Annotated in this window: 11 protein-coding genes; 10 read left to right on the top strand and 1 reads right to left on the bottom strand. The window is 63.0% G+C overall.

All coding sequences use genetic code 11. The features are described 5' to 3' along the window. Window positions 1-15: 15 nt before the first annotated feature. Window positions 16-987, bottom strand: coding sequence for a TRAP transporter substrate-binding protein (locus NFX52_RS01450; RefSeq protein WP_121419952.1), 972 nt, complete (start codon window positions 985-987; stop codon window positions 16-18). A gap of 381 nt (window positions 988-1,368) precedes the next feature. Between NFX52_RS01450 and NFX52_RS01445 the strand changes: the two genes are divergently transcribed. From NFX52_RS01445 to NFX52_RS01400, 10 genes are all read left to right on the top strand, one after another. Beyond that, complete coding sequence (locus NFX52_RS01445) at window positions 1,369-1,827, top strand: Lrp/AsnC family transcriptional regulator (RefSeq protein WP_055402372.1); 459 nt, start codon at window positions 1,369-1,371, stop codon at window positions 1,825-1,827. Between the two features lie 264 nt (window positions 1,828-2,091). Beyond that, the gene (locus tag NFX52_RS01440) at window positions 2,092-3,006 is read left to right on the top strand and encodes a LysR family transcriptional regulator (RefSeq protein WP_252635357.1); all 915 of its coding nucleotides are present in this window, start codon (window positions 2,092-2,094) and stop codon (window positions 3,004-3,006) included. Window positions 3,007-3,324: 318 nt separating this feature from the next. Further along, window positions 3,325-4,164, top strand: coding sequence for a putative hydro-lyase (locus NFX52_RS01435; RefSeq protein WP_255577604.1), 840 nt, complete (start codon window positions 3,325-3,327; stop codon window positions 4,162-4,164). A 25-nt stretch (window positions 4,165-4,189) separates the two neighbouring features. Then, the gene (locus NFX52_RS01430) at window positions 4,190-5,155 is read left to right on the top strand and encodes a TRAP transporter substrate-binding protein (RefSeq protein WP_055402377.1); all 966 of its coding nucleotides are present in this window, start codon (window positions 4,190-4,192) and stop codon (window positions 5,153-5,155) included. 110 nt (window positions 5,156-5,265) lie between these two features. Continuing rightward, on the top strand, window positions 5,266-5,775 hold the full coding sequence (locus NFX52_RS01425; protein WP_055402379.1) for a TRAP transporter small permease: 510 nt from the start codon (window positions 5,266-5,268) through the stop codon (window positions 5,773-5,775). 20 nt (window positions 5,776-5,795) lie between these two features. After that, a complete protein-coding gene (locus tag NFX52_RS01420; protein WP_055402381.1) occupies window positions 5,796-7,094 on the top strand; it encodes a TRAP transporter large permease in 1,299 nt (432 codons plus the stop codon). A gap of 43 nt (window positions 7,095-7,137) precedes the next feature. After that, window positions 7,138-8,103, top strand: coding sequence for a TRAP transporter substrate-binding protein (locus NFX52_RS01415; protein WP_055402383.1), 966 nt, complete (start codon window positions 7,138-7,140; stop codon window positions 8,101-8,103). 34 nt (window positions 8,104-8,137) lie between these two features. Beyond that, on the top strand, window positions 8,138-8,710 hold the full coding sequence (locus NFX52_RS01410; protein WP_055402385.1) for a hypothetical protein: 573 nt from the start codon (window positions 8,138-8,140) through the stop codon (window positions 8,708-8,710). A 44-nt stretch (window positions 8,711-8,754) separates the two neighbouring features. After that, window positions 8,755-12,408: a hydantoinase B/oxoprolinase family protein gene (locus NFX52_RS01405; protein WP_055402387.1), complete on the top strand. Its 3,654-nt coding sequence runs from the start codon at window positions 8,755-8,757 to the stop codon at window positions 12,406-12,408. Between the two features lie 132 nt (window positions 12,409-12,540). Beyond that, entirely contained in the window at window positions 12,541-14,214 is a 1,674-nt protein-coding gene (locus NFX52_RS01400) for a methyl-accepting chemotaxis protein (protein WP_055402389.1), read from the top strand. Window positions 14,215-14,291 lie beyond the last annotated feature (77 nt).

Below are 14,291 nucleotides of genomic sequence, written 5' to 3'. Positions count from 1 at the left end.
CTGATGCGCATGCAACTACTTGACGTCGCGGATCTTGTCCAGGGTGGCCTTGCCAAACTGTTTTTCAAACTCGGCGTTCACAGGCGCCAGCGCCGCCACAAACTTGGACTTGTCCGGATTGTCCACCACCGTCATGCCTTTGGCGCGCAGGTCGGCCACGCCCTTGGCGTCGTCTTCATCCACGCGTGCACGGTTGGCCTTGGTGCCTTCCTTGGCGGCGTCGATGAAGGCCTGCTTGTCGGCGGCCGAGAGCTTGTCGAACGAGGCCTTGTTCATCACGAAGATGGCAGGCGAATACACGTGGCCGGTCAACGTCAGGTGCTTTTGCACCTGGTCGAACTTGGCCGAGATGATCACGGGCAGCGGGTTCTCCTGGCCGTCCACGGTGCCTTGCTGCAGGGCGGTGAACACTTCGGGGAAGGCCATGGGCGTGGTGATGATGCCGAAGCCCTTGTACGCGGCGATGTGCACGGGGTTTTCCATGGTGCGCATCTTCAGGCCCTTGAGGTCTTCAGGCGTGTTCACCGAGCGCTTGCTGTTCGTCATGTGGCGAAAGCCGTTCTCGGCCCAGGCCAGGGCCTTGAAGCCCTTGCTATCGAACTTGGTCAGCATCTCCTGGCCGATGGGGCCATCCAGCACCGCTCGCGCATGGGCCTTGTCGCGGAACAGGAAGGGCACGTCAAAGATGCGCGCTTCGGGCACAAAGTTGGGCACGGGGCCGGTGGAGCTGAAGGCCAGCTCTTGCGTGCCCAGCTGCACGGCTTCAATCGATTCGCGCTCGCCACCCAGGGCGCCGTTGTAGAACGTCTGTACCTTGTAGCGGCCGGCCGTGCGCTTTTCGACTTCCTTGGCAAACGTGTCGATGGCAATCCCCTGGTGGGAATTCTGGGCTGTCGAGATGCTGATGCGCATGGTGGTCTGCGCGGCAGCGGTGGCCACAAAGCCGAGCGCAAGGCTCAGGCCGACGACGAGTTTGGTCAGTTGCATGCTGTCTCCTGTTAATGGTGGGCTGGGTTGGTGGGGATGCACGGTTGCTCCTTGCAGAGCGGACCCCAGCCTCTGCCAAATTATGGCGGTGCAGCATCGGCGCAGGCATCGGGGTTTGTGCTGGTAAGCGTGCTTATTAACTACCCACCAGGGCGCTAGCCAAGGCGCTTATGTTGGCCATGGGCGACGCCAAAAAATGCCAAGGGCCCCGTGCTGGCGGTAACCAGCCGGGGCCTTGTCAGTTTGTGCGCTCCGGTAAGAGCGCCTTGATGGAAGAAGTATGCGTGGGGCGGATAAGATGAATTTGCTGAATTCGCTTCAAATGGAGTGAATCGCAGAATAATTTTCTGTGTTGGCGAAGATTGGTGAATAATCCAGCCGATGGATCGACTGGATAGAAAAATTCTCGCTGTGCTGCAGGGCAACGCCCGCGCCAGCCTGCAAGAGATCGGGCAGGCCGTGGGCCTGAGCGCATCGCCCTGCTGGGGCCGCATCAAGAAGATGGAAGAGGCGGGTGTGATCCAGGGCTATACCGTGCGCATCAACCCGCAGTTGCTGGACCTGGCCGACACAGTGCTGGTGCAGGTCACGCTCGACAGCCATTCCGACAACACGCTCGAAAAATTTGGCGAAACACTCGCCAGCATTCCGGAGGTGATCGAGGCGCACCTGGTGTCGGGCGACTACGACTACCTGCTGCGCATCGTCGTGAAGGACACGCGCGACTACGAGCGCTTGCTGCGTGAGAAGCTCTACAAGATCAAAGGCATCCGGCACAGCCGCTCCAGCTTCGTGCTGCGCACGCTCAAAAAGGCCGATCTGCCCCTGTTTGTCGCATGAGTTTGAATGAAAATGGACTCTAGCGCTTATCTGTAAAGCGTAAATAGCTATTGTTTTGATAGCATTTGCATCCGGTCGCAATTCCATTGCGCAGGCATCGAGGAAACCCGGCGATGCTCTGTTTTTGCGGTTCAAAGGCTGTGGAACACGCGGATCAACGGCAGAATGGCCACGCCTTTCGGCGCTGGCTTGGGGGATGTTGCACCACCACGGTGCACCGCCAAGGAGCTTGCAACGTGCCAGCAAGGCCGGAGAACCACCACCATGAACCTGCGTTTTGTCGAAGCCTTTTACTGGGTGGCCTCCCTCAAGAGCGTGACGCGCGCAGCGGAAAAGCTCTTTCTGACGCAGTCGGCCATGTCAAGTCGCGTGGCGGCGCTGGAGGAAGAACTGGGCGTGCTGCTGCTGGACCGGCGCGACAAACATTTCAAACTCACAGTGGCGGGCACGCGCTTTCTGACGTACGCCAAGCGGATGCTGGAGCTGCAACGCCAGCTCAAGGCCGAGATGGGCTCGGGCGGCCCGCTGGAAGTGTCGATTCGCCTGGGCGCCATTGAGTCGGTACTCCACTCGTGGCTCATCCCCTGGGTGGAACAACTGCGCAAGGACAACCCGCTGCTGGAGCTGGAACTCGCGGTCGAATCCACGCCGGTGCTGCTGGATCAGATCCGCCGGGGCACGCTGGATGCAGTGTTTGCGGCCTTGCCCGCATCGGCAGAAGGCATTCGCAGCCAGGCGCTGACGCCGATGGAGATGGTGTTCGTCGGCAACAGCAAGATCCACCGCAAGCGGCGCTATGCATCGGAAGATTTTGCCGGCACCGACATCCTGACCTTTCAGCGCGGTTCTCAGCCCCATGTGTACCTGTTGGACACGCTGCGCCAGGCGCAGGTGGAGCCGCGCTGCGTGCACACCATTTCCTCAATCTCTGCCATGGTGCAGCTGGTGCAGGGCGGTTTTGGCGTTGCCACGCTGCCGCGCCTGGCGGTGCAGAGGATGCTGGCATTCCCGGATCTTCGTGCGCTGGCCTGCGACATTGCGCTGCGTCCGCTGCCCATTCACGTGAGCTACCGCGAAGACCCGTCTTCGCCCGCGATGGAGGCGATCGTGCGTTCGGCGCTCAGCTTCATCGAAGCGCAGCAACCCCCAGAGCCCAAGCCCCGCAAGGCCCGCGCCTGAGCGCGGGGACCACGCACGCTCCTTTTCCGCTGCGCGCACTGCGGCTGCAGTGTCTGCGTTTGCGGCGCAGCCCCGAGAATTTCGCATTGAAGCGACATGCGCAGTTCGGTGCGGCTGCGCTTGTGCAAATTCTCCTTTCTAGGGTCCGGGTTAACCCTAAATAGAAGTTCAAGGGTTAACCCTGAGCACCAAATTGGTTTGCTTCGCCCCAATGAAGTGCATCGGAAAAATCGATGAGCTAAGAGAAATTTTTTGAATTTGCCAGCGCAGTTACACCCCAACACAATCCGTCCAACGTCATGCAATTGACTTTTCTCAATGCAAGGAAATACGGTGGACTTAGCTCAAGAAAATTCGCTCGCGGTGTTTGGCCCTGAGGGCACCAGCAATCCGAACCACGTCCGCGACACCATCCGCAAGGGCCTGTGGACATCGCACACCAGCGGTCTCGCAGACGGCCATGTGCAAGGCAACGTGGTCATCCTGCCCGAGGTGCTTGCCAGTGACTTTCTGCGGTTCTGCCAGCGCAATCCCAAGCCTTGCCCCGTGCTGGCGGTCAGCGAGCCCGGCCAGTTCACCCTGCCTTCGCTGGGCAAGGACATCGACATCCGCAGTGATGTGCCGCTGTACCGCATCTGGCGCCACGGTGAAATGTCGGAGGAGGTGGCGGACATTGCCAGCCTCTGGCGGCCGGACCTGGTCACCTTCATCCTGGGCTGTTCGTTTTCGTTCGAGTCCGCATTGATCGAGGCAGGCATCCGCCTGCGCCACATCGACGAAGGCAAGAACGTGGCTATGTTCCGCACCAACGTGCAAACCGAGCCGGCCGGCCCTTTTGGCGGCGCCATGGTGGTGACCATGCGTCCCATGCCCGCAGCGGATGTGATCCGCGCCGTGCAAGTCACTTCTCGCTTTCCCAACGTGCATGGAGCGCCTGTGCACATCGGTGACCCGGCCCTGATCGGCATCGCTGATCTGGCCCATCCCGACTACGGGGACGCCGTAGCGCTGATGCCGGGCGAAATCCCTGTTTTCTGGGCCTGCGGCGTCACCCCGCAATCGGCCATCTTGAATGCCCAACCCGCGTTCTGCATCACGCATGCACCGGGCTGCATGCTGGTCACCGACCTTCTCAACCACCAGCTCGCCAGTTTCTGATCCGCTTTCAACAAGGAGTTCCACCATGAAGAAAATCACAATTTGTTTGTCCGCAGTCCTCAGCGTCTGCGCCGCCCAGGCCCAGATCAAGTGGGACCTGCCCACGGGTTATGGCGCCAACAGCTTCCAGACGCAGAACGTGCAGCAGTTCGCCAACGAGGTGGATCAGCTCACGGGCGGCAAGCTCAAGATCGTGTTGCACCCCGGTGGCTCGCTGTACAAGGCCAACGAAATCAAGCGTGCGGTGCAAACCGGGCAGGTGCCTTCGGCCGAGTTCATTCTCTCGGGCGCATCCAACGAGAACCCGCTGTTTGGTGTGGACTCGATTCCGTTCCTGGCCACGAGCTATGCGGATTCCAAACGCCTGTATCTGGCCGCCAAGCCTTCGCAAGAGAAATTGCTCGCATCCCAAGGCGTGAAGGTGCTGTTCAGCGTGCCGTGGCCCGGCCAGTCGCTCTACTCGCTCAAGCCCGTGAGTACGCCAGCGGACTTTGCAGGCACCAAGATGCGTGCCTACAACCCCGCCACCACGCGCATTGCGCAACTGCTTAAGGCGCAGCCGGTGACGATCCAGCTGTCGGAGCTGGGCCAGGCCCTGGCTACCAACACCGTGCAGAACTTCCTGACGTCCAGTGCCAGCGGCGTGGAATCCAAGCTGTATGAGCAGGTGAAGCACTTCTATCCCGTCAGCGCATGGCTTCCGCGCAATGCCACCGTGGTGAACCAGAAGGCGTTTGATGCCCTCGACAAGCCTTTGCAGGACGCCGTGCTGAAGGCAGCGGCAGCCGCCGAAGAGCGCGGCTGGGCCACGAGCGAGCGTGTGGACAAGGAGTTCATCAAAGAGCTCGGCGCCAAAGGCATGACCGTGGCCGAGCCCAGCGAAAGCATCAAGAAGGAGCTGGCAAGCATTGGCGAGTCCATGACGGCCGACTGGATCAAGTCTGCCGGGCCTGAGGGACAGGCCATCATCGACGCCTACCGCAAGAAGTAATCGTCGTTTTCCGGGCCCCCGCAGTGGGGCCGGGGTAGCACAGGCGCATGCTGCCCAGTTTTTTCGTCGCCACTCCCTCTCATTTTTTTCAAGCGTTACCGGAGTACGCCATGGACAAACTCGTCCGAAATTTCTACAGGCTGCTGATGTTGCTGTCCGGCCTGTCCATGCTGGCTGCGTTCGCTGCAGTCACGCTGGGCGTGTTTGCCCGCGAGGTCATTCACGTCAACATCGACGGTCTCGACGCGTATGCAGGCTACGCCATCGCCGCAGCGCTGTTCTTTGCCTTGCCCGGCACATTGCAAAACGGAGACCACATCCGGGTGACCCTGTTGCTCGACCGGCTGCCGTCACGCTGGCGCGGCGCCTTTGAATGGTTCTGCCTGTCCAGTGCACTGGTGCTCACGGCCTATATCGCCTGCTACGCAGTGCGCTCGGTGTGGATTTCCTACGTCACGCACGACATTTCGCCTGCGGCCGATGCTTCGCCGCTGTGGATTCCTCAGATCAGCATGGCCATGGGCTGCATCGGCTTTGCGCTGTCGTTTGCCCATGCGCTCATCCTGCGCTTTCAGGGCGTGGCCTTCATGGCCGTGTCTGAATCGGCCCGTTCCGAGTAACCCCCGCAGGAGAAATCAACATGGACGTCATCATTGCCTTTGGCCTGATCGTGGTGCTCTTTGCAGTGCTCGGTTCGGGTTTGTGGATCGGCCTGTCACTGCTTGCGGTGGCGCTGGTCGGTATGGAGCTTTTTACCAGCCGCCCCGTGGGTGACAGCATGATGCTGACCATCTGGGGGTCTACCTCCAGCTGGACGCTCACGGCTTTGCCGCTATTCCTCTGGATGGGCGAGATACTGTTTCGCAGCAAGCTGTCGAGCAGCATGTTCAAAGGCCTGGCGCCCTGGCTGGACCGTCTGCCCGGCCGCCTGTTGCATGTGAACGTGGTGGGCTGCACCATCTTCGCTGCCATCTCGGGCTCATCGGCGGCCACTTGCGCGACCATCGGCAAGATCACGCTGCCCGAACTCAAGCAGCGTGGCTATCCCGAAGACATCTCGGTGGGCACACTGGCTGGCGCAGGCACGCTGGGCCTGCTGATCCCGCCGTCGATCATCATGATCGTCTATGGCGTGGCGGCCAATGTGTCGATCTCCAAGCTGTTCCTGGCCGGCGTGATTCCAGGCCTGATGCTGGCGGCGCTGTTCATGGGCTACATCGTCGTGTGGGCCTTGTTCAACAAGGACAAGGTGCCAGCGCCCGATGCCCGCCTGAGCTTTGTGCAGAAGCTCTATGCGTCGCGCCACCTGATTCCTGTGGTGTCGCTCATCGTGGTGGTGCTGGGCGCCATCTACAGCGGTATTGCCACCGCCACCGAGGCCGCGGCGCTGGGTGTGGGCGGGTCGCTGATCCTGGCGAAGATCGAGGGATCACTCGATTGGGCGCGCTTCAAGGACGGGCTGGTCGCTGCCTGCCGCGTGTACTGCATGATTGGCCTCATTCTGGCGGGCGCCGCCTTCCTCACACTGGCCATGGGCTTCATCGGCCTGCCACGCCACCTGGCCGAGTTCATCGGCGCCCTGCACCTGTCGCCCTTTGCGCTGATGCTGCTGCTCATCGTGTTTTTCATCCTGCTGGGCTGCTTCCTGGATGGCATCTCCATGGTGGTGCTGACCATCGCGGTGCTGCTGCCCACGGTGGAGGCTGCAGGCTTTGACCTGGTGTGGTTCGGCATCTTCATCGTGTTGGTGGTGGAGATGGCGCAGATCACGCCGCCGGTGGGCTTCAACCTCTTTGTGCTGCAGGGCATGACGCGCCGCGAAGTTACCTGGATCGCCCGCACTGCACTGCCTTTGTTCGCACTGATGATCGTTGCGGTCATCCTGACGTATTTCGTGCCCGACGTCGTGCTCTGGCTGCCACGCCAGATGCAGGGCTGACCCCGCAGCACCCCTCGCCGAAAAGTCCGTACAGGAGCTCACCATGAAGACCATCGTGTTGTTGGCCGCGCTCGCCGTGGCACCGGTGCTGCACGCCCAGACCCAGTGGAAGCTGGCCACGGGCTACCGGGCGGAGTCGTTCCACACGCGCAATATCGTCCAGTTTGCGCAGGACGTGGAGCGTGCTTCAGCCGGTGCATTGCGCATTGAAGTGCATGCCAACAACGCCTTGTTCAAACTGGCGGAGATTCCTCAGGCGGTGCAGGACGGCAAGGCCCAGGCGGGCGAAACCATCATGACGAGCCTGGTGCGCGAGATCCCCATGGCAGGTGGCGATTCCGTGCCTTTCGTGGTCCGTAGTTATGCCGACGCACGGCGCATGTGGGATGTGCAGCGACCGTTGATCGAAGTGCACATGGCGCGCAAGGGGCTCAAAGCCTTGTACGCCGTGCCGTGGCCTCCGCAGGGGCTGTTCACCACGGTCCCGGTGCGTTCGTCGGTGGATTTCAAGGGCACCCGCATGCGCACCTACAACCCGGGCACGGTGCGTATTGCCGAGCTGCTGGGCGCCACGCCCGTGGATGTGCCCATGGTCGAGGTCAACCAGGCCCTGGCGGCTGGAAAGCTGGATTCGATGATCACATCGGCCCTGACCGGGGTGGAAAACCAGGTCTGGGGCCAGATCAAGCAGTACTACGGTATCAACGCCTGGTTCCCCAAGAACATCGTCTTTGTGAACCAGCAGGCGTTTGACGCACTGCCCGCCCCGGTGCGCCAGGCCGTGAGCCAGGCTGCAGCAGACGCCGAAAAACGGGGCTGGGCGATGAGCGCCGCCGTGGCCGAGGAGTCGGTGATCGAACTGCAGCGCAAAGGTATCAAGGTCGAGCCCCCCACCGCGGTGCTGGACTCCGAACTCAAACGCCTGGGTGAACGGTTTTCCCGCGAATGGGTGCGGTCCGTGGGGAGCGAGGCCAACCAGCTCTTCATCCCGTATTACACGCAGCGCTAGGCCATTGCATTGTTGGCATCACCAAGGAATCACCATGCAAACCCCTTCAGACACCATCGAGATGTATCTGCTGGCCAAGGATGGCAACCGGCCTCACCTGATCGAGCGGGCCTTTGCCGGCGGCGCGCTGCTGCGCATGGACGTGCGGCAGGGCGACATGGACTTTCCGCCGGTGGCCCACGGCCGCGACGCCATTGCCGAAACCCTGGTACGCCGCTTTGGCCGCACTTATGAAAACGTGTACAGCTTCTGTCTGGCCGATCCTCCCGATCCTGCGTGCGCGGAGTTTCACTGCCCCTGGCTCGTGGCCATGACCGAAAAAGACAGCCGCGCGGTGCGCCTGGGTTGCGGCCAGTACCACTGGCGCTTTGCACCGGGCTCGCGCCTGGCGCAGGAGCTGAGCATTGTTGTGGACAGCATGCAGACCCTGCCGCCCTCGGACATCCATGTCGTGATGCCCTGGATCGCTGCACTTAGCCGCCCCTGGTGCGGAGCGGACAAGGCCATGGTCACAGCGCCCTCCATTCCTTCTGTGCGCGCGGTGCTGGAGGCACTGGCTCGCGCGCCGCGCTCCCCGGCCCGCTCCCCTCTGGCCCTGGCGGCCTGAGCGAGCACCGAACCCTTTCATTTCACTTTGCAAACCATCACACCATGACACAACTTGCACCCACCACCCACATTCCCCGCTGGCAGTTCTGGATTGACCGTGGGGGCACATTCACCGACATCGTGGCCAAGCGGCCCGATGGCTCGCTGACCACCCACAAGCTGCTGTCCGAAAACCCCGAGCAGTACAAGGACGCCGCCGTGGCGGGCATCCGCCACCTGCTGGGTTTGAAGCCTGGCGAGCCCGTCACACCCGCGCTGGTGGAGTGCGTGAAGATGGGCACCACCGTGGCCACCAACGCATTGCTGGAGCGCAAGGGCGAGCCCACGCTGCTGGTGACCACGCGCGGCTTTCGCGACGCGCTGCGTATTGCCTACCAGAACCGCCCCCGCTTGTTCGATCGCCACATCCAGTTGCCCGAGCTTTTGTACACCGAAGTGATCGAAGCGTGCGAACGGGTGGGCGCCCATGGCGATGTGCTGCAGGCACTGGACGAACCCAGCCTGCGCGGCGACCTGCTGGCCGCCTACGGACGTGGTCTGCGCAGCGTGGCCATAGTGTTCATGCACGGCTACCGCTACACCCAGCATGAACAGGCGGCTCAGCGCATCGCCAAAGAGGTGGGCTTCACGCAAATCAGCACCTCGCACGAAACCAGCCCCATGATGAAGTTCGTGAGCCGGGGCGACACCACCGTGGTGGATGCTTACCTCTCACCCATCCTGCGCCGCTATGTGGAGCAGGTCGCCAGCGAGATGCCGGGCGTCAAGCTGTTCTTCATGCAGTCTTCGGGGGGCCTCACCGATGCGGGTACCTTCCAGGGCAAGGATGCGATTCTGTCGGGGCCCGCAGGTGGCATCGTAGGCATGGCGCGCACGGCGGGCCTGGCCGGGCATGAAAAGGTCATCGGCTTTGACATGGGCGGAACGTCCACGGATGTAAGTCACTACGCCGGTGCGTTCGAGCGCGAGTTCGAAACCCACGTCGCCGGTGTGCGCATGCGCGCCCCCATGATGAGCATCCACACGGTGGCGGCTGGCGGTGGCTCGGTGCTGGCCTACGACGGTGCCCGCTTCCGAGTGGGCCCCGAAAGCGCAGGCGCCAACCCAGGTCCGGTGAGCTACCGCCGGGGCGGCCCGCTGGCCGTGACCGATGCCAACGTGATGGTGGGCAAGGTGCAGCCGCTTTACTTCCCCAGCGTGTTTGGCCCCGCCGCCAACGAAACACTGGACGCCGATGCGGTGCGTGCCCGCTTTGAAGAAATTGCTGCGCAGACCCAGCGCAAGCCCGAAGAAGTGGCCGAAGGCTTCATCCAGATCGCTGTGCAGCAGATGGCCAACGCCATCAAGAAGATCAGCGTGGCACGCGGCTACGACGTGACACGCTACACGCTGCAGTGTTTTGGTGGCGCGGGCGGCCAGCATGCCTGCCTGGTGGCCGATGCCTTGGGCATGTCGCGTGTGTTTGTGCACCCGCTGGCGGGCGTGCTCAGTGCTTATGGCATGGGTCTGGCGGACCAGACGGTGATCCGCGAACAGGCGGTGGAGATGCCGCTGGCCGCCGCATCGCTGCCGCTGATTGCAGAACGCCTGGACGTACTGGGCTCTGCGGCCCAGGCCGAGCTGGAGCGCCAGCAGGTCAGCGCCAACCCGGTGCAGGTGCGTCACAACGTGCACGTGCGCTACGAAGGCACCGATTCGGCCCTGGTGGTGCCGTTTGGCGACATGGCCAGCATCCAGGCCGCTTTCGAATCTGCCTATCGCCAGCGTTTTGCCTTCCTGATGGTAGGCAAGGGTCTGGTGGTGGAGGCCGTGTCGGTCGAGGCCATGATTGCGGGCGATGCCCCCGCCGAGCCGCGCCTTCCCGTGCATCCGCACCGCAAGCACCCACAGCGCGAGACGGTGAAGATGTACTCGGGCAGCGCATGGCACGATGCCGCCCTGGTGGTGCGCGAGGACCTGCACCCTGGCGACGTGATCCCAGGCCCGGCCATCATTGCCGAGAAGAACACCACCACCGTGGTGGAGCCCGGCTGGTCTGCGCGCCTCACCGACCTGGATCACCTGGTGCTGGACCGCGTCACCGCGCGCAAGGTGCAGTACGCCGCAGGCACCACGGTAGACCCGGTGCTGCTGGAGGTGTTCAACAACCTGTTCATGAACATCGCTGAGCAGATGGGGTTGCAGCTGCAGAACACGGCCTACTCGGTCAACATCAAGGAGCGCCTGGACTTCAGCTGCGCGCTCTTCGATGCCACGGGCAACCTGATTGCCAACGCGCCGCACATGCCCGTGCACCTGGGCAGCATGGGCGAAAGCATCAAGACCGTGATCCGCGAGAACGCGGGGAAGATGCACCCGGGCGATGTGTACATGCTCAACGACCCGTACCATGGCGGCACCCATCTGCCCGATGTGACCGTGATCACCCCGGTGTACGTGGCCGAAGGCGCCGAGCCCACCTTTTATGTGGGCAGCCGGGGCCACCATGCCGACATCGGTGGCACCACGCCGGGCTCGATGCCACCGTTCTCCACGCGTATCGACGAAGAGGGTGTGCAGATCAACAACGTGAAGCTGGTGGACCGTGGCATCTTTCTGGAAGAAGAGGTGCGCAGCCTGCTGACGACGGGTGGCGGCACCACGCCATACCCCAGCCGAAATCCCCAGCAGAACCTGGCCGATCTGCGCGCGCAAATCGCTGCCAACGAGAAGGGTGTGCAGGAACTCTCGAAGATGGTGGGGCAGTTTGGCCTGGATGTCGTGCAGGCCTACATGCGCCATGTGCAGGACAACGCTGAAGAGTCGGTGCGCCGCGTGATCACGCAGCTCAAAGACGGGCAGTTCACCCTGAAGCTGGACAACGGCGCACAGATCAGCGTGTCGGTCAAGGTCAATGTGGCCGAGCGCAGCGCGGTGATCGACTTTGCAGGCACCAGTGCGCAGCAGACCAACAACTTCAACGCCCCGCGTGCTGTGTGCATGGCGGCGGTGCTGTATGTGTTCCGCACGCTGGTCGACGATGACATTCCGCTCAATGCCGGGTGCTTGAAACCCCTGCAGGTCATCATCCCGCAGGGCTCCATGCTCAACCCCAACCCGCCGGCCTCGGTGGTGGCGGGCAATGTGGAGACCTCCACCTGCATCACCAATGCGCTGTTCGGCGCTTTGGGCGTGATGGCGGGCAGCCAGCCCACCATGAACAACTTCACCTTTGGCAATGCGCAGTACCAGTACTACGAAACCATTGCCGGCGGCAGCGGTGCCGGTGCGGTGTTCGATGCATCGGGCCGCACGGTGCGCGGGTTTGACGGCACCAGCGTGGTCCAGACGCACATGACCAATTCGCGCCTGACCGACCCCGAGGTGCTGGAGTTTCGCTTCCCCGTGGTGCTCGACAGCTACGAGATCCAGCGCGGGTCTGGCGGGGCAGGCCGCTGGGCGGGTGGTGATGGTGGCGTGCGGCGCGTGCGCTTTCTGGAGGCGATGACGGCCAGCATTTTGTCCAACGGGCGCCTGAACCCCGCCTTTGGCATGGCAGGCGGCCAGCCCGGCCGGCCCGGTGCCAACCGCGTGCTGCGTGCGAATGGCCAGGTGGAAGAGCTGGGCCATATCGGCGCGGCGCTGATGGAGCCTGGCGATGTGTTCGAGATCGCTACCCCCGGCGGTGGCGGCTTTGGCGAATGTGTCACGTCGTGACGTGATGGGCCGCTGACCCCAGTGGGGCATGTGCTGTGTGCGATGTACCTGCGGGGACACACTGGGCACAGCGCTTGCCACCACTGGTTTCCACCCCCCGCATGGTGCGGGAAATGAACCAGGAGAACGCTCATGAACTACTTGCCAGCCACTTCCGGGGCGCCTGGTGGCGCCACCTTCTCCGCCGCACCTGCACACGCGGATGTCAGCCGTGCCACAACAGACTCTGCCGCCCAGAGCCCAGAGCCTGCGCGGCGCAGCCGCACCCTGAGCGTGGGGCAGAAGCTGGCGGCCAGCTTTGGCATTCTGGGCTTCGCGGTGGCCTTGCTCGGCGCCACCACCTGGCTGACGGGCCAGGACACCAGCCGCCAGGCTACGCTGCTGACTGCAGAGCAGCTGCCCATTGAGCGCACGGTGCGGGACTGGAAAACGCAGTCTGTCTATATCGGCCAGATTGCATTGCGCGCCACGTTGTCGTCCGACGTGTTCCCGCTGGTGGCTGAGATGCGCAGCCAAATCGCCGCTGAAGACGCGATGCGCAAGCGCATTGAAGAAGCGATGGCCAAGGCGTCCTCCAGCGAGAGCGCCGGGCCGCTGTGGACCGAAGCCCAGGAACAACGCCAGAAATATGCAGTGTTGCGGGATGCGCTGGTGCAAAACGCCCTCGAAGCCAAGATCATCAGCCAGAAGGAGTTGCAGGAACACGCTGCTGCTTTGACCCAGTACCTGCGCTCCATTGACCAGTTGCTCGCAGCCTCCGAGCAGTCATCCCTGAAAGCGGGTGACAGCATGATTACCGACGCGTCCCGTGCGCAATGGGTCAGTGCTGTGGCGGTGCTGGTGGTGGTGGCGCTGTCGGCGCTGTTTGGCTGGCTGCTGCGGCGCTCCATCGTGCTGCCGCTGCGCCAGGCCTGCGAAGCGGCGGACCTGGTGGCGCGGGGCGACCTGACGGTGCGCATGCAAACCCAGCGCACCGACGAGATTGGCCAGCTGCTCACGGCGCTGGACAAGATGGTCGAGTCGCTGCACTACGTGGTGACCGAGGTGCGTGACTCGGGCGAATCCATCCATGTGGCCAGTTCGGAGGTGGCAGCGGGCAACACTGACCTGAGCATGCGCACCGAGCATGCCGCCAGCAACCTGCAGCAGACGGCGGCCAGCATTGCGCAGCTGGCGCAGATGGTGGCCGCCAATGCCGACAGCACGCGCCAGGCCAATGCCCTGGCGCTGAACGCCACCGAGGTGGCCAGCAAAGGCGGCGAAGTGGTCAGCCAGGTGGTCAAGACCATGGAAGAGATCAACGCCAGTAGCAAGAAGATCGCCGACATCGTTGGCATCATTGATGGCATTGCGTTCCAGACGAATATCCTGGCACTGAACGCCGCCGTGGAGGCCGCCCGCGCGGGCGAACAGGGGCGCGGCTTTGCCGTGGTGGCCAGCGAAGTGCGGGGCCTCGCAGGGCGCAGTGCCAATGCGGCGCGCGAGATCAAGGCGCTGATCTCCACCAGCGTAGACAAGGTGAGTGACGGCGCCCGGCTGGTGGTCACCGCAGGTTCCACCATGGGCGACATCGTGCAGAGCGTGGAGCGGGTGACCACGCTGATGTCCGAGATCAACGAGGCCAGCAGCGAGCAGAGTACGCAGATCGGCCAGGTGAGCCAGGCGGTCGACCAGCTCGACCACATGACGCAGCAAAACGCCGCGCTGGTGGAGCAGGGCGCTGCAGCGGCCCAGAGCCTCAAGGACCAGGCCAACCGGCTGGCGGGTGCGATGGGGCAGTTTCAACTCACGCGGGCAGCCGCGTGAGCGCCAGTGCCAGATACATCAATAAAAAAGGGCCTGCAGCGCAGGCCCTTCAAGCACTAGGCGCTATGAATTTTGAT

Source organism: Acidovorax facilis, from assembly GCF_023913775.1.
Lineage (GTDB): Bacteria > Pseudomonadota > Gammaproteobacteria > Burkholderiales > Burkholderiaceae_C > Acidovorax > Acidovorax facilis.
The sequence above is the reverse complement of the archived record's forward strand: the minus strand, read 5'-3'. Positions and strand labels throughout refer to the sequence as shown.